We start from the raw sequence: 17339 nt of genomic DNA on the forward strand, positions 1-17339 counted from the left end.
GTTCGCGCGCCCTCCCGCATTCGCGGGACGATGGCTTACAGGAATTCGGTCAGCGCCTCGCGCGACTGCACACCGGTGAATTCAAGGGCGACGCCCTCCTCGAAATGCCGGACGACGCGGGCGCGCATGCTGCCCATCATCACCGCCATGCCGAGCGGCGGGCGCACCTCGATGTCGACGGCGGCGCCGGACAGCGACAGATCGATGATGCGGCAATGGTATTTCGTGCCGTCGTCGAAGGTCAGTTCGGTGCGCGTCCTGCGCGGCGTCAGACGGTCGTGGCGGCGATCCTCGGGCAGGCCGAGTTCGTGCTTGTTGGCGATCCACGTCAGTTGCGCCGCGAGTTTTTCACGCTTGCGGTCGGTCGCATTGATGCGGATGACGAAATTGCGCTCGGCGATGCGCGTCACGGTGCCTTCGAGGCGCCCGACATGTTCCACATAGGCGATGATGCGCTCGCCCGCGCGCGGCTTGGCGTCCGAGGCGAGCATCACGTCGCCCGGAGACATGTCTATGGCCTTGCAATCATATTCATCATGATTGTCAAGCATGAGGCGGCCGTTGAGGTTGACGGCGACGCGCTGGAACGCCCGCTCGTCGTATTCCTTGCGGCCGGACGGCTGTGCCTGTTGAAACGAATACATCTTCATCCTAACCAGACAGACTGACGACACCCTTCGTCCTAGCAAATCCGGCTTAACAAAGGGTTGAAACCGGCCGGGCAGAGGTAACCTTTCAGTCCTGGCGGCCACCCTCGAAGACGCGCAGATGCAGCACGCGGCGGATCGTTCCGCCGAAAAGCGGCTCCGGCGCGGGCCGCGCCGGAGCCGGAGGCGGCAGCACGATTTCCGGCCGGTTCTGCAGGAAGGGCTCCGTCTTGTCGATGTCGATCGCCCTCAGCCCGGCGAGATCGAGATAGGCGATCGCCGTCGCGTGCAGCCAGCCCGGGCGGGACAGCGGCGCGATCGCGCCGATGATGCGGTCGATCTCGCCGTCCGGCGAGGCGAGGGGAAGCAGCACGAGTTCCGTCTGCAACGGCTCGCGCGTCATCGACAGCGCGGTCGCGGAGAGCACGATCGGCGTCGCCTCCGTCATCACCTCGGCTGCCACGCGGTTGACGCGCTTCGTCTCGTCGGCCCGCCAGAGGCTGTCGAAGGTCGTCCCGCGCAGCTCCCGGCCGAAGAGGGCGCAGACATGGGTGCCGGCCAGGCGGAACCGCAGATCCGCCTCCGGGCGCATTTCGAGGATGAAGAGGTCCGGCAGGATTCCACGGATACCGGCGGGCTCGACTTCCTGCCGGTAGGGCGCCTTGCGGGTTCCGCGAAGGTCGTTCCAGTAGGTGAAGATCTCGATGGCCGACTTGCTGCGCATGATTCCAAATTCCAATGGGGCGGCCGGCCTGTTCCGATCTGGCACGGATGAAAGGGGCGACCGCGTTTCTGGCATCCACGCAGCGAAATCCGTGCCAGCGCGCCAGCCTCCCGTCCGGCGGGACCGTTAAGGTTAACAAAGCGTTTCGATTGAAGCGCACCGGGGGCCGTGCGAAGAGACGTGTCGATGAAGGTCAGCCTTCGGCACCTCCTCGAACGCCCGGTTTTCCGGGCCGGTCAGCCGTCCGGGTCCTTTCCGGCGGCTTTCTTTTTGTCGGCAAGGCGGCGCGGATCTGCGCCAGGCGATGGCGGTGGCGGTTTTTGTCCGCTAACGTGGCCGCGATCCCGTGCCTGCCCCGCTGTCCCGAAAAGAGCGCCCGATGTCCCATGATGCCCCGCCCGAGGAGGGCGGCCGACCCGAGCCCGACCTGAGGCCCCGTCGCCATGAGCCCGCCTTCAACCTTCCCACGGCGCTGACCGGACTGCTCGGTGTCCTCGTCGCGATCCATCTGGTGCGGGCCTACCTCCTGACGCCGGACCAGGACGGCTACGTGCTGTTCGAATTCGCCTTCACGCCGGCGCGCTACGCCTTCCCGCTTGCCGAACAGTCGCTTGCCTGGCTCTGGACGCCGGTCACCTATTCCTTCCTGCATGGCGGCTTCGAGCATCTGATCTTCAACGCCTTCTGGATGGCGGCCTTCGGCGCGCCCGTCGTCCGGCGTATCGGGCCGGGGCGTTTCGCGGCGTTCTGGTGCCTGTCCTCGGCGGCCGCCGTCGGCTTTCACACGCTCTTCCACTGGGCCGATTTCGGCATCGTCGTCGGCGCCTCCGGCGCGGTCGCGGGGCTGATGGGGGCGGCGGCGCGCTTCGTCTTCGCGCCCCATGGCGGCGTCGACCGGCGCCTCGCCCATCTCAATCGGAGGCTGTCGCTGTCCGAATGCCTCGCGAATCGCTCCGTGCTCGTCTTTTCCGGCCTGTGGTTCGCCACCAACATCTTCATCGGCCTCGGACTGTTCTCGGTCGCGGGAACGGCGCCTGTCGCCTGGGAGGCCCATATCGGCGGCTTCCTTTTCGGCTTCCTCCTGTTTGCGCTGTTCGATCCGCGGCGCTGAGGGCAGGGTCCGTGCCGGACTGCGACGGGACCGATGACGGCGGAGGGAGGCCCGTCCGCCGAAAATTCTCTAAGTCGCTAAATCGATTTGCATTTCAGGGCTTCGCGAAAGACGGTTGATTTCATGCCTCCCTTGCCGCACCATGCGTCTGCCGCCTCCCGGGAAGAGGCGGATCGGGGGATGGAGAAAAGCGGCGTGCGCGCGCTCAGGCGTGGCGGGACATGTCCGGGCCGGCAAACACCTGTTCCGTCCGCATCGCGGGACAGGCCGTGACATCGAACAGGAGGAGCGAGCATGTCGGTAACCGTGAAGACCATTCTCGATGAAAAAGGCCGGTCGGTCGTCACCGTGGCGCCGGACCTGACCGTGGAGGCGGCGGCCCGCATCCTTCACGAGAACCGGATCGGCGCCGTCGTCATTCTGGGCGTCAACCGCAAGGTCGTCGGCATCCTGACGGAGCGCGACATCGTCGCCGCCGTCGCCCATCACGGCGCCGCCAGCCTCGCAATGCCCGTGTCCGAGGTGATGTGGCGCAACGTCCATGTCTGCACGGAGGAGATGACCGTCAACACGCTGATGGAGATGATGATCTCGCGGCGCGCCCGGCATCTGCCGGTCGTCGGCGACAACACGCTCGCCGGCATCGTCTCGATCGGCGACGTGGTCAAGAACCACATCCGCGCGATCGAGCGCGAGGCGGAAGAGATCAAGGCCTATATCGCCGGCTGACGGGCCCTCCGCCGGTTGCACTTCAAGAGAGACGCCTCTATCGGAGGACCGTCTCCTGCAGCCGGCGCAGCTCGCCGATCTTCATCTTGGCTTCCTGGTAGCCCCGGTCGATCGCCTCTCCGGCGCGATGGAACTCGGAAAGACCGATGTCGCTCAATTTCGGGTGCAGCGACAGGTCCGGCGGATCGCCGGCAAGGCGGGCCCGCGAAATGCGATCCTGGATGATGTTGAAGGCCTGCACCATCACGCCGGTCAGGCCCATGCGCGTCGTCGGCGTCGAGGGCGCCGGAGCGGTCTCCGTGCCGGGGGGCGAGGCGCGATGCTTGATCACGGCGGAACGCCCGTAAAGATCGTAATGCAGATTGATCGCGACGACGAGCGGCTGTTCGTAGGCGCGGCAGACGGAGACCGGAACCGGATTGACCAGCGCGCCGTCGACGAGCATGCGGCCGTTGCAGCGGATCGGTTCGAAAATGCCCGGCAAGGCGTAGGATGCGCGCAGCGCCGTGATCAGCGAGCCTTCGTTGATCCAGACCTCGTGGCCGCTGTTGACGTCGGTGGCGACGGCGACGAAGGGACGGTCTAGGCTTTCGATGCTTCTGTCGTCGATATGTTCCTGCATCCGCCGGGTCAGCCGCATGCCGCCGAGCAGGCCGCCCCCGCCGATGGCGAAATCGAGGAGACCGGCAATGCGCCGCATCGTCAGCGATCGGGCGAATTCCTCGAGCGCATCGAGCTTTCCCGCGAGATAGCAGCCGCCGACGAGCGCGCCGATCGAGGTGCCGGCGATCATGCCGACGGCGATGCCCTCCTCGTCGAGGGCGCGCAGAACGCCGATATGGGCCCAGCCGCGCGCCGCGCCGCCGCCGAGCGCGAGCGCGATCTTCGCGCGGGCCGGAGCCGGCGGCTTTTCGACGATTGCGGTGGATGCAGGCGAGAGGTGAGGGGCCGTCGAAAGCGGGCCGGCGGACAGGGGAGAGCGATGAAACGTCCAGTTCAGCATTCCGCACCCTCGTTGCGCCTGCCGATGCCGGCAGGATCGGGTCAGCACGATCGGGAAGGCCATCTGGAAGCCGCCAGCGCGCCTTCGAACCGTCTGGGCCGAGCGGTCCCATTGCGTCCATGCTAGGCCGGAACGGGTTGCAGTTTGGTGAATGCGGACCGGAACTGACCCAAAAAACGGCAATTGCCCGCTATTTGTGATACACTTGTTCAGGATTGAAATGTATCGCGTCGTCGACCACGGTCAAGGTGGCCACGCCCTCCGCAAGCGTCACCGTCCGGTAGAAGCAGGAGCGCCGACCCGTGTGGCATGTCGCGTCGTGGCCGGCGACGGACACCTTGAGCCACAGGGCATCCTGGTCGCAATCGGCGCGCAGCTCGATGACGGACTGGAGGTTGCCGGAGGTTTCACCCTTCTTCCAGATCCGGCCGCGAGACCGGCTGAAATAATGGGCGATGCCGGTTTCGAGCGTCAACGACAGCGCTTCCGCGTTCATGAATGCAACCATCAGCAATTCTCCGTCCCGCGCATCGGTCACGATCGCGGTGATCAGGCCGCGGTCGTCGAAGCGCGGCGAGAAGACGCTGGCGGCTTCGAGCGCGTGCTTGTCTCCGGGCGGGACGGGGAAGGATAGGGTCATCGGCGCATTCTCATGTTCAGAGCGCCCGATGCCGCCTTCGATCCGGAGCGAGGCCTCGGGCGCGGCGCGTCTCCGGTCGCGGCGTTCAGGCGCCGCGCACCATCATCATGAAGCGGGCCTGCTCGGCCGGCTGCGTCTTGTAGGCGCCAGTGAAGGTGGTGGTGAGCGTGGTCGAGCCCTGTTTCTGGATGCCGCGCATCGCCATGCACATATGCTCCGCCTCGATCATCACCGCCACGCCGCGCGGGCGCAGCGTATCGTCGATGGCGCGGGCGACCTGCGAGGTCATCGCCTCCTGCGTCTGCAGCCGGCGGCCGAAAATATCGACGACCCGCGCGATCTTCGACAGGCCCAGCACCCGTCCGTTCGGCAGATAGGCGACATGCGCCTTGCCGATGATCGGCACCATGTGGTGCTCGCAATGGGAAAAGAAGGGAATGTCCTTGACGAGGACCATGTCGTCATAGCCCGCCACCTCCTCGAAGGTGCGGCCGAGCACGTCCTCGGCGGCGAGGTCGTAGCCCGAGAAAAGCTCCTTGTACGACTTTGCGACGCGGGCAGGCGTGTCAATGAGGCCTTCGCGTTCGGGGTCGTCTCCCGCCCAGCGCAGCAGGACGCGGACGGCGTCCTCGGCTTCCTTCTGGCTCGGCCGGTCGGTCGGGTTGTTCATGTTGGGAAAAGTCTTGACAATGGCATCCATGCTCGTGTCTCCGCAACGCGCGCCGTCGGCAAGATCGGCGGTGGGCGCGTTTGACCGGGATATACGCTCTGACCGCCAGCGCGGATCATCGACCGAACGATTTCCCAAACAAGTGGCGCGGTCAGGTCGTCCATACCTTCAACCGCGCCACGATCTACCATATATTATCGCTGTGCCTTCACGAAAGGGCCGGTCGGTTTACACATCGTTCTTTTTTGAAAGCGACGTCGCCGATCCGGCCCACCCGGAGCATGGCATTCCAGAAAGGCCGGCAGAACCATGATCGACGACATCTACAACGCCCGCATCCTCGACTTCGCCGGAAACATCCCCGCGATCGGCCGGCTCGAGGATGCCGATGCCGAGGCGTCTGCCCATTCGCGGCTCTGCGGCTCCCGGGTGCGCGTCTGGCTGAAGATGCGCGACGGCGTCGTCACCGGCTTCTCCCACGAGGTCAAGGCCTGCGCGCTCGGCCAGGCCTCGTCCTCGATCCTGGCGCGCCACATCGTCGGCGCGCGGGCGGAGGACGTGCGCGCCGCGCGGTCGGCGATGCTTTCGATGCTGAAGGAGGGCGGCGAGGGGCCTTCCGGCCGCTTCGAGGACATGCGCGCGTTGCTTCCCGTGCGCGACTACAAGGCGCGGCACGCCTCCACCATGCTGACCTTCGACGCCGTGGTCGATGCCATCGGCCAGATCGAGGACCGCGCCGCTCGCCCGGCCGCCGTCTCGGCGCTCTAGGCGGCGCGGATGTGTGCCGCCTGCGGCAAGGACGAGAGGTCCTCCGGCCGCAACTGGTCCGGCCCCTTCCGCCGTACACCCGGGCGGATCGTCGGAATGGCGCTCGTGCGCGCCTACCAGCTGACGCTGTCGAGCCTCGTCGGCCGCAGTTGCCGCCACCTGCCCACCTGTTCCGAATATGGTTACGAGGCGATCGCCCGGCACGGGCTCTGGGCGGGCGGCTGGATGACGCTGTTTCGTGTCGGCCGTTGCGGTCCCTTCGGTGGCTGGGGCTTCGATCCCGTGCCGCCCGCGCTCGATGACCGGCATCGCTGGTACCTGCCCTGGCGCTATCGCCGCTGAGGGCGCGCGCCGGGCTTTACCGCCAAACCGGCCTCGACTAAAAGGGCGGCGCGCAAAAAGCGCTTCCCGATCACACCACCCGCATTCGTTGGCGGGACTGGACAGGAGACTTTCAGATGTCCGACACCGTTTCCCTCACATTTCCCGATGGTTCCGAGCGTTCCTTCCCGAGCGGCGCGACGGGGCGTGACGTCGCGGAATCGATTTCCAAGTCGCTGGCGAAGAAGGCTGTCGCCATCGCGCTCGACGGAACGCTGCGCGACCTCTCGGATCCCGTCGAGAACGGCCGCATCGAGATCGTCACGCGCGACGATCCGCGCGCGCTGGAGCTCATCCGCCACGACACCGCCCATGTGATGGCCGAAGCCGTGCAGGAACTGTGGCCCGGCACGCAGGTGACGATCGGCCCGGTCATCGAGAACGGCTTCTATTACGATTTCGCCAGGAACGAGCCGTTCACGCCCGACGACCTGCCGAAGATCGAGAAGCGGATGAAGGAGATCATCGCCCGCAACAGGCCTTTCACCAAGGAGATCTGGTCGCGCGAGAAGGTGAAGGAGACCTTTGCCGCCAAGGGCGAGAGCTACAAGGTGGAGCTTGCCGACGCGATCCCCGAAGGGCAGGATCTGAAGATCTATTTCCAGGGCGACTGGTTCGACCTTTGCCGTGGGCCGCACATGGCCGCGACCGGCCAGATCGGCACCGCCTTCAAGCTGATGAAGGTCGCCGGCGCCTACTGGCGCGGCGACAGCAACAATCCGATGCTGACCCGCATCTACGGCACGGCCTGGGCGACGCAGGAGGATCTCGACCGCTACCTGCATATACTGGCGGAAGCCGAGAAGCGCGACCATCGCCGGCTCGGACGCGAGATGGACCTCTTCCATTTCCAGGAGGAGGGCCCCGGCGTCGTCTTCTGGCACGGCAAGGGCTGGCGCGTGTTCCAGACGCTGGTCGCCTATATGCGCCGCCGGCTCGCCGGCACTTACCAGGAGGTCAATGCGCCGCAGGTGCTGGACAAGTCGCTCTGGGAGACCTCCGGCCACTGGGGCTGGTACCGCGACAACATGTTCAAGGTCACGGTCGCCGGCGACGACAATGACGACGACCGCGTCTTCGCGCTCAAGCCGATGAACTGCCCGGGCCATGTGCAGATCTTCAAGCATGGCCTGAAGTCCTACCGCGAACTGCCGATAAGGCTTGCGGAATTCGGTAACGTCCATCGCTACGAGCCGTCCGGTGCGCTGCACGGGCTGATGCGTGTGCGCGGCTTCACCCAGGACGATGCGCATGTCTTCTGCACCGACGAGCAGATGGCGGCGGAATGCCTGCGCATCAACGACCTGATCCTCTCGGTCTACAAGGATTTCGGCTTCGACGAGATCGTCGTCAAGCTGTCCACCCGGCCGGAAAAGCGCGTCGGTTCCGACGCGCTCTGGGATCGCGCCGAAAGCGTGATGACGGAAGTGCTGAAGACGATCGAGGAACAGTCCGGCGGGCGGATCAGGACCGGGATCCTGCCGGGCGAGGGCGCCTTCTACGGGCCGAAATTCGAATACACGCTGAAGGACGCGATCGGCCGCGAATGGCAGTGCGGCACGACGCAGGTGGATTTCAACCTGCCGGAGCGGTTCGGCGCCTTCTACATCAATCAGGCGTCGGAGAAGCAGCAGCCGGTAATGATCCACCGCGCCATCTGCGGCTCGATGGAGCGCTTCCTCGGCATCCTGATCGAGAACTTCGCCGGCCACATGCCGCTCTGGATCGCGCCGGTGCAGGTCGTCGTCGCCACCATCACCTCGGAGGCGGACGACTACGGCCGCGAGGTGGCGGAACTGCTGCGGGCGGAAGGGCTGGTGGTCGAGACCGACTTCCGCAACGAGAAGATCAACTACAAGGTCCGCGAGCATTCGGTGACCAAGGTGCCGGTGATCCTCGTCATCGGCAAGCGCGAGGCGGAGGAGCGTTCCGTCAACATGCGCCGCCTCGGGTCGCAGGCGCAGGTGCCGATGGCGCTGCAGGAGGCGATGGGCGCGCTGATCGCCGAGGCGACCCCGCCGGATCTGGTGCGGAAAGGGCGGTCCCTGCCGAAATTCTGAGGCATTGGCGATTTTGTTAGAAATCCGTCACATTCGAATGCGACGGAGAGACGACCGGAGACTCAAGGCGGCGGCGCTTCGGCCCGCCGCCTTTTCTTTCGGCCGTCCGACACCATCGAGCCATCGGGGATCTCCGTGCAGTTCAAAGAACTGTCCTATGCCAATGAAAACGACCGCCGGCTGAAGCGCTGGCTCATCCGCTCCATCGAGACGCTTTCCGGGCGCAACCGCTACACGCGGCTCTACGCGCGCTGGCGCAGCGACGTCGTCGGCCGCAGTGCCTCGGTCTTTGCCGACATGCTCGACCTGATCGACGTGAAGATGACGGTGAAGGGGGATTGGCCGCCGCCAGACCTGCCCGACACGCCGCTGGTCCTCGTTGCCAACCATCCCTTCGGCATCGGCGACGGCATCGCCGTGCTGGCGCTTGCCGAAAAACTCGGGCGGCCCTTCCGCGTGCTCATCAACAACGAACTGCTGAAGGTGCCCGAAATGGCGCCCTATTCGCTGCCGATCTCCTTCGACGAGACGAAGGAGGCGCTGGCGCTCAACATGGCGACGCGGCACGAGGCTGTCCGGCTGCTGAAGGACGGCGTCACCGTCGTGGTCTTCCCGGCCGGCGGCGTGGCGACGGCGCGGCGCGGTTTCGGCCGGGCCGAGGACCTGCCCTGGAAGATGTTTCCGGCGAAGCTCATCCAGTCGGCGCGCGCGAGCGTCGTGCCCGTCTATTTCGAGGGGCAGAACGGCCGCCTCTTCCACCTCGCCAGCAGGATTTCGATGACGTTGCGCATCTCGCTGCTGATCGGCGAGTTCCGCCGACTTTCAGGCACGACGATCGGGGTGCGCATCGGCGCGGTGCTCCCATGGGACGAGCTGAGCCTGATTGCGGAGCGCAAGGCGCTGCTGTCGCGGATCCACGAGGCGGTCTTCGCGATGCGCGAGGAGAAGGACCGCAGCAGCCTGCCGAAAGCCGCCTGACAGGTGCCTCCCCGTGTCAGTCCGCATCGCCGCTGCCGCTGTCGGCGGCGGCCTGCGCGCCCGCCGGCGGCGCCTGGTCGGAGAGCTTGACCTCGATGTCGGTGTTGACGCCGGCCTCGACGGTGAAGTCGCGCTGGTAGATCTTGTCCTTGTTGCGGGCGACGACGATGTAGCTGCCTTCGGCGAGCACGAGGGTCGGGAAGGCGCCGACGCTCTCGCTGACCGTGTCGCCGGAGGAGGTGAGGATCGACCAAGCGGTATCGGCGATCGCCTCGCCGCCGGCCTCCGACACGAGTTTCAGCGTCAGTTTCGCCGCGCGATGCTGCAGCGTCGCCTGGGTCAGCTTGCCGGCCTCGACCTGGATGTCGGCGCGGATCACCGCGTTGACGGAGCCGTAGTCGGAGACGACGTGGTAGGTGCCTGCATTGAGGCGCACCACGCTTTCCGGCGCGACGTCCGCCACGATCAGCGGTCTTTCGCCGTCCTCCTTCACCTCCGAGGAATAGACGGAGAAGCGCAGTTCCGAGGGCGGTATGCGCACATCGCTGCCGGAGACGGCGTTGAGCATGATGCCGCCGGCATCGAGCACCAGCACCTGGCGCTCCATCGCGCCCGATTCGGGAACATGGATCTTGCGCGTCGCGCCGGCGCGGCCGAAGGCGACATTGACGAAATATTCGCCGGGGACGAGCGTGAAGGCGGCCGAGCCGCCCTCGGAGGTGGCGAGCAGCGGCAGCTTGCCGTCCTCGCCGGGGATCGGGCTGAAGACGCGCCAGCTCAGGCCCTGCTCGACCGGCCCGCCATTCGCCGTCAGCTTCGCCTCGAGCGCCACATCTTTCAGCACGCCGTTCGCCGTCGTGGTCCCGTCGGCGGTAAAACCGGTGACCTTCGGCATCTTCCGGGGGGTGGCCAGCGACGGGAAAGCCTGGAAGGCTTCCGTTCCGTCCTGGGCGCCGGCCGGCGACACCGGGCCGGGAGCAAGGGCGAGGACCGAGACGAAGCCTATGAAAAAGCGGCGCGAAGCGTGCATTCGGATGGTTGACTTCCTTGGCAGGGATCGGCACTTGAAACGCGCGGTCATGGCATTTTCGTGACGGGAAATGCGGGGCCACGCTACACGCTGCGACACGCAAGGGGAAGTCCGCTGCCATGAAATCCGACATCACGCTCCTCGACTATCTTGAGACGCGCCGGTCCATCCCCGCCTTCCAGATGGGCGAGCCCGGGCCGGGACGGGCCGAGATCGACGAGATCCTGACGCTGGCGACGCGCGTGCCCGACCATGGCAAGCTCGCGCCCTGGCGCTTCATCGTCTATCGCGGCGAGGAGCGCGCGCGGATTAGCGCCGCGCTGGCGAAAATGGCGCTGGCGCGCAATCCGCAGCTGTCGGAGGAGATGATCCGGGTCGAGAACACGCGGCTGACGCGGGCGCCCGTCGTCATCGCCGTCCTCAGCGTCGCGGCCCCGCATGCGAAGATCCCGGAATGGGAACAGGTGATGTCCGCCGGCGCGGTCTGCCTCAATCTGCTGATGGCGGCGAACGCGCTCGGCTATGCGTCGAACTGGCTGACGGAGTGGTACGCCTTCGAGCCGGAGGCCTACCCCATTCTCGGCATCCGCCCCGGCGAGCGCCCCGCCGGCTTCATCCATATCGGCACGCCGACCGTGCCGCCGACCGAGCGTCCGCGTCCGCTTCTCAGCGACGTCGTCCGCTGGGCGGGCGAGGAGGCCTGATGTTCTACGACGCCAGGGACAATGCCCACGGCCTGCCGCACGATCCGTTCAAGGCGATCGTCTCGCCGCGCCCGATCGGCTGGATCGGCACCAAGGCCGCCGATGGAAGCCTCAACCTCGCGCCCTATTCCTTCTTCAACGCGCTGTCCGACAAGCCGAAGCTGGTGATGTTCTCGTCGAACGGGCTGAAGGACAGCATCATCAACATCCGCGAGACCGGGGTCTTCACGACGAGTTTCGTCAGCCTCGATCTCAAGGACCAGATGAACGCCACCTCGGCGCCGGTCCCTCGGGGGGAGAGCGAATTCGCGCTGGCGGGACTTGCGGCCATGCCCGGACGCATGGTGGACGCCCCTTATGTCGGCGAGGCCTATGCCGCGCTCGAATGCCGCGCGACGGATCTCTTCCAGCCGAAGGGGATCGATGGCACCGTGTCCGACAATTATGTCGTGCTCGGGGAGGTCGTCGGCATCCACATCCGCGAGGATGCGATTCGCGACGGGCGTTTCGACGTCGGCCATGTCCGCCCGATCGGCCGGCTCGGCTATTTCGACTATGCCGACGCGGGCGACGTGTTCGCGATGCGCCGGCCGGCCGGCTGACGCATCAGGCAAGCCGCCAGGCGATCGCGTCGAAACCCTCGCTGCGGCTGCGGGCGAGGGCGGCGTCGCGGTTCGGGGCCGCGAGCGGTAGGACCTCCAGGACGGGGAGGCCGGCCTGGCGCGCCTTCAGCACGGCGTGGACGCGGGCGAAGGCCACGGCTGGAGCACCGGCCTCAATGCCGAGGTTGCGCATCACTTCCGTTTCATCGAAGACAAGCGCTGCAAGGCGCTCCGAGGACCCGGCAAGAGAGGCCGTCGACAACAGGCCCTGCGCCGTCGTCGCGATCTCGGCGACGATGACGGCCGCGCCCGCCGCGCGGTCGGAGAGCGCTTCTGCGACCGACAGGGCGACGTCGAGGCGCTGGATGTCGGCGCGTTCTGCCGTTCCTTTCAGATAGATGCCGTCGCATCCGATGCCGAGCCACTCCTCCAGCCGCGTGTCGTCGACATCGGTGGCGGAAAGGGCCGCAAGCACGCCGGCGCAGGCATGCGCGTCTTCAAGCGGCAGCGCGAAAGGGTTGACGACGAGCCAGTCGCTGTCGCGCAACGCAGGGTCGTCGGCCAGAGGGTTCCCGGCCAGAACATTCTCGGCCATAACCTTCCCGGCCAGAACCTTCCCAGGAAGCCGCGTTCCGGCGAGGAACAGCCGCGCGCCGGGCGAAAGCATGGCGGTGGCCCGTGCCGCCGGCGGTCCGCCACGCTGCCTTTCCGGACGGTTAAGCGACATGGTGAACCAATCCTAAACTTTTCGCCGCTAGGGTAAGCCTTGCCATGCCGGAGGGGGCGGAAGCGCCGGAGACGATGCCGATCCTTCCGCCCCCGGCAGCGGCGCGACGCCATGGCCTTCCCTCTGACCCTTAGTGAGGCATCCGTGATCATACAAGCATTTCTTCGGTGGGTGGAGAGCGCCAAGGTTTCCGACCGCGCGCGCGCGGCGATGGCGCTCGCGGGCGCCTACGCGACCGAGGACATGGTCATGCTCGACCGGGGGGCGGCCGAGATGGCGATGACCTTCCTGCTCGACGATCCCTCGCCGAAGGTGCGCCGCGCGCTCGCCGAGGCGCTGGCCGCCTGTCCGCATGCACCGCGTTCGATCATCCTGCCTCTGGCCGAGGACCAGCACGAGATCGCGGGTCCCGTCGTCGCCGCATCGCCGGTTCTCGCCGACGACGACCTCGTCGACCTCGCCGCGCGCGGCAGCGACGAGACGCGCGCCCTGATCGCGGCCCGGCGTCCCCTGTCGCGGGCGGTGGCGGCGGCGATCGCCGAGATCGGCGGCGAGAGGGAAATCCTTGTTCTCCTCGACAACAGCCTCGCCTCCCTGTCGCGCGGCACGCTGAAGCGCATCGGCGAGCGGCTCGGCCATCTCGCCGAAGTGCGCAGCCTGCTGCTTGGCCGCGACGACCTGCCCTGCGAGGCGCGCCAGCACCTCGTGGAGGCGGTCGGCGCCGCACTCGCCGGCTCCGGCCTCGTCGTGGCGACGATCGGCCAACGGCGGGTCGAAAGGGTGCTGCGCGAGGCCTGCGACGTCGCGGCGGTCAATCTTGCCGGCGCGGCCGCCCATGGCGACATGGCGGGCCTTGTCGAGCACCTGCGGGCCTCCGGCCGGCTGACGCCCGCCTTCCTCCTGCATGCGCTGTGCACCGGCAAGGTGGATTTCTTCGCCGCGACGATCGTCAACCTCTCCGGCATCGCCGAGCGGCGTGTCCGTTCCATCCTGAACGACGGCCGCGTGCAGGCGATCCGGTCGCTGTTCGAGGCGGCGGGCCTTGCCCGCGACATCAGCGCGCTCTTCGCCGAGGCGATCCTGCTCTGGCGCAGGGAGAGCCATTCCGCAACGGGCGAACTGACGACGTCGATCTCCGCGCCCCTGCTCCAGAAACTGCGGCATGCGGGGCAGCATTCGGCGGCAGCGACCGCCGTGACCGATCTCGTGGAAAAGCTGGTGATCGCCGAGCGCCGGCAGGCGACGCGGGACTATGCGGCCCTGGCCGCCCGCAACCGCCTGATGATCGCCGACGATACGGTGGAAGCCGCCTGAACGAGCGGCCGCTCATGGCGTCAGCTTGCGGACGACCCAGGTGTAGCCGGCCTCGATCCGGTCGACGCGGGCATGGATGCCGTGGCGCAGCCGCTCCATGTCCGGCAGCGCGCCGCTGACCAGCGCCAGCGCGCGCTGCGGAAGAGAGCCCGGCCGCTCGTCTGCCGATGCGTGCGCGGCGGGAGCCGTCGCCGGTGGCACCGGCGTCGTTTCGGGCTCCGGCGCGGTTGCGACCGCTCCGCCCGGATCCGCTCCGCCTGCCGTTTCGCAGACCGCGACGATGACCGGATAGCTGCTTTTGGTATAGGCGGGCAGCTTCTTTTCGGACTGGGCGTCGCAGGCGGCGACGGTCTGCCACTGACCGTCCGCGGTCGCGATATAGTGGCACTGGCTGACGCTGTCGTCGCAGCCGAGGATGGTCATGACGATGAGTGCGGCTTTCATGGTGGTCTGTCTCTCGCGCTTGGCTTCAACTCCGGTTATAGCGGCGATTGTGCTGAATTTCCGGCGCCGACCGGGCAGGAACACGACAGGAACCGCCATGACCGTCACCATCGACAGGGAACCGCCGCGCCAGCCCGGCGTCATAGCGCTGCTGGCGCAGTCGGATGCCTATGCGCAGTCGCTCTATCCGCCGGAAAGCAATCACCTCGTTGATCTCGACGCGCTGGAGACGCCGGCGGTCTCCGTCTTCGTCGCGCGGCGCGACGGCGCGGTCGTCGGCTGCTGCGCGCTGGTCGCGGCCGGCGACGGCACGGCCGAGATCAAGCGCATGTTCGTCGATCCGGCGGCGCGGGGCCTGAAGATCGGCCGCCGCCTGCTGGAGCGGATCGAGGAGGAGGGGCGGGCGCTCGCCATTCACGCGATCCGGCTGGAGACCGGCATCTACCAGCCCGAGGCGATCGCGCTTTACCGGGGCGCCGGCTTTGCCGAAATCGAACCCTTCGGCGATTACCGGCCGGACCCGTTGAGCCTCTTCATGGAAAAGCCGCTCGGCTGATCAGATGTCGAGGTTCTCGGCGAAGACGGAGCGCTCCTGGATGAAGCGGAAGCGCGCGTCGGGCCGCGTGCCCATCAGATTGTCGACCGTCTCGCGCGTGCCTTCGAAATCGACCTCGTCGATCGCCACCTTCAGCAGGGTGCGCTTGGCCGGGTCCATCGTCGTCTCCTTGAGCTGGGACGGCATCATTTCGCCGAGACCCTTGAAGCGGCCGATCTCGATCTTGCCACGCCCCTTGAACTCCGTCTCGACCAGTTCCGCCCGATGGGCGTCGTCGCGCGCGTAAAGTGTCTTGCCGCCCTGGCTGATGCGATAGAGCGGCGGCACGGCGAGAAAGAGATGGCCGCCGCGGATGAGCTCCGGCATTTCCTGGTAGAAGAAGGTGATCAGCAGCGAGGCGATATGGGCGCCGTCGACATCGGCATCGGTCATGATGATGACGCGTTCGTAGCGCAGGTCTTCCTCGCGATACTTGGTGCGCGTGCCGCAGCCGAGCGCCTGGACGAGGTCGCCGATCTGCTGGTTGGCGCCGAGCTTTTCCCGCCCGGCGCTGGCGACGTTGAGGATCTTGCCGCGCAGCGGCAGGATCGCCTGGTTCTGGCGGTTGCGCGCCTGCTTGGCGGAGCCGCCGGCCGAATCGCCCTCGACGATGAAGAGTTCGGCGCCCTCGGCCGTGTTCTGGGCGCAGTCGGCGAGCTTGCCGGGCAGGCGCAGCTTGCGCACCGCCGTCTTGCGGTTGACTTCCTTTTCCTTGCGCCGGCGCACGCGCTCGTCGGCGCGCTCGATCACCCAGTCGAGCAGCTTGGCCGCTTCCTGCGGATTGTCGGCGAGATAGTGGTCGAACGGGTCGCGCAGCGCGTTCTCGACGATGCGCTGCGCCTCGACGGTCGCGAGCTTGTCCTTGGTCTGGCCGACGAATTCCGGCTCGCGGATGAAGACGGAGAGCATGCCGACGGCCGAAATCATCACGTCGTCGGTGGTGACGATCGCCGCGCGCTTGTTCTGCGTGAGTTCCGCATAGGCCTTCAGGCCCTTGGTCAGCGCGATGCGCAGGCCCGCCTCATGCGTGCCGCCCTCCGGCGTCGGGATGGTGTTGCAGTAGGAATGCACCAGCGCGTCGCCGCCATACCAGGTGACGGCCCATTCGAGCGAACCGTGCCCCCCCGGACGCTCCGTCTTGCCGGCAAAGATCTCGCGGGTGACAGTGAAGTCGTTGCCGAGCGTCGCCTGGAGATAGTCGCGAAGCCCGCCGGGAAAGTGGAAGACGGCCTTCTCCGGTGTTTCCCCGCCCGGCGTCAGCAGCGACGGATCGCAGGCCCAGCGGATCTCGACGCCGCCGAAGAGATAGGCCTTCGAGCGTGCCATGCGGAACAGCCGCGCCGGATCGAATTTCGCATTGGTGCCGAAGATCTGCGGATCGGGGTGGAAGCGCACGCGGGTGCCGCGCCGGTTCTGCACGTCGCCGAGTTCCTCGAGACCCCCTTGCGGGATGCCGCGCGAAAAACGCTGCCGGTAGAGTTTCCGATTGCGCGCGACCTCGACCTCCAGGAGGTCAGACAGCGCGTTGACCACCGAGACGCCGACGCCGTGCAGGCCGCCCGATGTCTCGTAGACCTTGCTGTCGAACTTTCCGCCGGCATGGAGCACCGTCATGATTACTTCGAGCGTCGACTTGCCGGGGAATTTCGGATGGTTTTCGACCGGGATGCCACGGCCATTGTCGGTGACGGAGAGAAAGCCGTCCGCATCGAGGCTGACCTCGATGAAATTGGCATGGCCGGCCACTGCCTCGTCCATCGAATTGTCGATGACCTCGGCAAAGAGGTGGTGCAGCGCCTTCTCGTCGGTGCCGCCGATATACATGCCCGGCCGGCGCCGCACCGGTTCGAGGCCTTCGAGAACCTCGATCGACGAGGCGTCGTATGTGCCGCTGTCGTTGGCCGGCGTCGCCGGTGCGCTGCGCTGGGGGGCGGGCGACGCGACGGCGGCCGGCTTGGCCGCGGCCGCGCGCGCCGGAGACTTGGCGGCGGGCGTCGCGGGCAGGGCGGCGAAAAGGTCGGGTTTGTCGCTCATCGGTGGCGGGGATCTCGGCGCTTGGGGTTCAGCTTGGGGTTCAACACAGGTCGCGGAGCCGGCCGAATCGGGTCGGGCTCGGCCGTCCGCTCTTTGTTCTCGTTTTAGCGCCAAGCATTGCCTTTCGGAAGCGCCGATGGCAAGGCAGGCGGCGAAGGGGAGGCCACGCCATGCCTGT

19 protein-coding genes are annotated in these 17339 nt (G+C 66.9%); 10 read left to right on the forward strand and 9 right to left on the reverse strand.

The annotated features are described in order from the left end of the window. Positions 1-35: 35 nt before the first annotated feature. The gene (locus ACEVQ6_RS19390; protein WP_374890697.1) at positions 36-644 is read right to left on the reverse strand and encodes a PilZ domain-containing protein; all 609 of its coding nucleotides are present in this window, start codon (positions 642-644) and stop codon (positions 36-38) included. A gap of 91 nt (positions 645-735) precedes the next feature. Continuing rightward, complete coding sequence (locus ACEVQ6_RS19395; protein WP_374890698.1) at positions 736-1371, reverse strand: PAS domain-containing protein; 636 nt, start codon at positions 1369-1371, stop codon at positions 736-738. Positions 1372-1750: 379 nt separating this feature from the next. Between ACEVQ6_RS19395 and ACEVQ6_RS19400 the strand changes: the two genes are divergently transcribed. Both ACEVQ6_RS19400 and ACEVQ6_RS19405 read left to right on the forward strand, forming a co-directional pair. Continuing rightward, positions 1751-2482, forward strand: coding sequence for a rhomboid family intramembrane serine protease (locus tag ACEVQ6_RS19400; protein ID WP_374890699.1), 732 nt, complete (start codon positions 1751-1753; stop codon positions 2480-2482). Between the two features lie 294 nt (positions 2483-2776). After that, positions 2777-3211 carry a CBS domain-containing protein gene (locus tag ACEVQ6_RS19405; protein WP_374890700.1) on the forward strand — a complete coding sequence of 145 codons (435 nt, stop codon included), beginning with the start codon at positions 2777-2779 and terminating at the stop codon, positions 3209-3211. A gap of 37 nt (positions 3212-3248) precedes the next feature. Here ACEVQ6_RS19405 and ACEVQ6_RS19410 read toward each other — a convergent pair whose 3' ends face one another. The 3 genes from ACEVQ6_RS19410 to folE all read right to left on the reverse strand — a co-directional run bounded on the left by ACEVQ6_RS19410 (position 3249) and on the right by folE (position 5554). After that, a complete protein-coding gene (locus ACEVQ6_RS19410) occupies positions 3249-4214 on the reverse strand; it encodes a patatin-like phospholipase family protein (RefSeq protein WP_374890701.1) in 966 nt (321 codons plus the stop codon). Between the two features lie 190 nt (positions 4215-4404). Continuing rightward, entirely contained in the window at positions 4405-4854 is a 450-nt protein-coding gene (gene hisI, locus ACEVQ6_RS19415; protein ID WP_374890702.1) for a phosphoribosyl-AMP cyclohydrolase, read from the reverse strand. A gap of 85 nt (positions 4855-4939) precedes the next feature. Further along, positions 4940-5554, reverse strand: a complete 615-nt coding sequence (gene folE, locus ACEVQ6_RS19420; protein ID WP_374890703.1) for a GTP cyclohydrolase I FolE — start codon at positions 5552-5554, stop codon at positions 4940-4942. Between the two features lie 279 nt (positions 5555-5833). Between folE and ACEVQ6_RS19425 the strand changes: the two genes are divergently transcribed. The 4 genes from ACEVQ6_RS19425 to ACEVQ6_RS19440 all read left to right on the forward strand — a co-directional run bounded on the left by ACEVQ6_RS19425 (position 5834) and on the right by ACEVQ6_RS19440 (position 9711). Then, the gene (locus ACEVQ6_RS19425; RefSeq protein WP_374890704.1) at positions 5834-6292 is read left to right on the forward strand and encodes an iron-sulfur cluster assembly scaffold protein; all 459 of its coding nucleotides are present in this window, start codon (positions 5834-5836) and stop codon (positions 6290-6292) included. A 9-nt stretch (positions 6293-6301) separates the two neighbouring features. After that, positions 6302-6634, forward strand: a complete 333-nt coding sequence (gene yidD, locus ACEVQ6_RS19430) for a membrane protein insertion efficiency factor YidD (RefSeq protein WP_374890705.1) — start codon at positions 6302-6304, stop codon at positions 6632-6634. Between the two features lie 116 nt (positions 6635-6750). Beyond that, a complete protein-coding gene (gene thrS / locus ACEVQ6_RS19435) occupies positions 6751-8733 on the forward strand; it encodes a threonine--tRNA ligase (protein WP_374890706.1) in 1983 nt (660 codons plus the stop codon). Positions 8734-8868: 135 nt separating this feature from the next. Next, positions 8869-9711: a lysophospholipid acyltransferase family protein gene (locus tag ACEVQ6_RS19440; protein ID WP_374890707.1), complete on the forward strand. Its 843-nt coding sequence runs from the start codon at positions 8869-8871 to the stop codon at positions 9709-9711. Between the two features lie 16 nt (positions 9712-9727). Here the strand turns inward: ACEVQ6_RS19440 and ACEVQ6_RS19445 are convergent, their stop codons facing one another. Then, the gene (locus tag ACEVQ6_RS19445; RefSeq protein WP_374890708.1) at positions 9728-10741 is read right to left on the reverse strand and encodes a hypothetical protein; all 1014 of its coding nucleotides are present in this window, start codon (positions 10739-10741) and stop codon (positions 9728-9730) included. A 119-nt stretch (positions 10742-10860) separates the two neighbouring features. On the opposite strand from ACEVQ6_RS19445, the gene ACEVQ6_RS19450 reads away from it, so the two are divergent. Both ACEVQ6_RS19450 and ACEVQ6_RS19455 read left to right on the forward strand, forming a co-directional pair. Beyond that, positions 10861-11445 carry a nitroreductase family protein gene (locus tag ACEVQ6_RS19450; protein WP_374890709.1) on the forward strand — a complete coding sequence of 195 codons (585 nt, stop codon included), beginning with the start codon at positions 10861-10863 and terminating at the stop codon, positions 11443-11445. Next, positions 11445-12047 carry a flavin reductase family protein gene (locus ACEVQ6_RS19455; RefSeq protein WP_374890710.1) on the forward strand — a complete coding sequence of 201 codons (603 nt, stop codon included), beginning with the start codon at positions 11445-11447 and terminating at the stop codon, positions 12045-12047. Before ACEVQ6_RS19450 ends, ACEVQ6_RS19455 begins: the two co-directional genes overlap by 1 nt. A gap of 4 nt (positions 12048-12051) precedes the next feature. Here the strand turns inward: ACEVQ6_RS19455 and ACEVQ6_RS19460 are convergent, their stop codons facing one another. Continuing rightward, entirely contained in the window at positions 12052-12642 is a 591-nt protein-coding gene (locus tag ACEVQ6_RS19460) for a hypothetical protein (RefSeq protein ID WP_374890711.1), read from the reverse strand. A 276-nt stretch (positions 12643-12918) separates the two neighbouring features. On the opposite strand from ACEVQ6_RS19460, the gene ACEVQ6_RS19465 reads away from it, so the two are divergent. Then, entirely contained in the window at positions 12919-14088 is a 1170-nt protein-coding gene (locus tag ACEVQ6_RS19465) for a DUF2336 domain-containing protein (RefSeq protein WP_374890712.1), read from the forward strand. A 12-nt stretch (positions 14089-14100) separates the two neighbouring features. On the opposite strand, the gene ACEVQ6_RS19470 is transcribed toward ACEVQ6_RS19465, so the two are convergent. Next, on the reverse strand, positions 14101-14532 hold the full coding sequence (locus ACEVQ6_RS19470) for a hypothetical protein (protein ID WP_374890713.1): 432 nt from the start codon (positions 14530-14532) through the stop codon (positions 14101-14103). Between the two features lie 97 nt (positions 14533-14629). Between ACEVQ6_RS19470 and ACEVQ6_RS19475 the strand changes: the two genes are divergently transcribed. Continuing rightward, positions 14630-15088 (forward strand): GNAT family N-acetyltransferase, encoded by a 459-nt coding sequence (locus ACEVQ6_RS19475; RefSeq protein ID WP_374890714.1) that lies wholly within the window; start codon positions 14630-14632, stop codon positions 15086-15088. On the opposite strand, the gene parE is transcribed toward ACEVQ6_RS19475, so the two are convergent. Beyond that, entirely contained in the window at positions 15089-17161 is a 2073-nt protein-coding gene (parE, locus tag ACEVQ6_RS19480; RefSeq protein WP_374890715.1) for a DNA topoisomerase IV subunit B, read from the reverse strand. Between the last annotated feature and the right edge of the window lie 178 nt (positions 17162-17339).

This window comes from Ensifer soli, from assembly GCF_041928815.1.
Taxonomy (GTDB): Bacteria; Pseudomonadota; Alphaproteobacteria; order Rhizobiales; family Rhizobiaceae; genus JBHFEI01.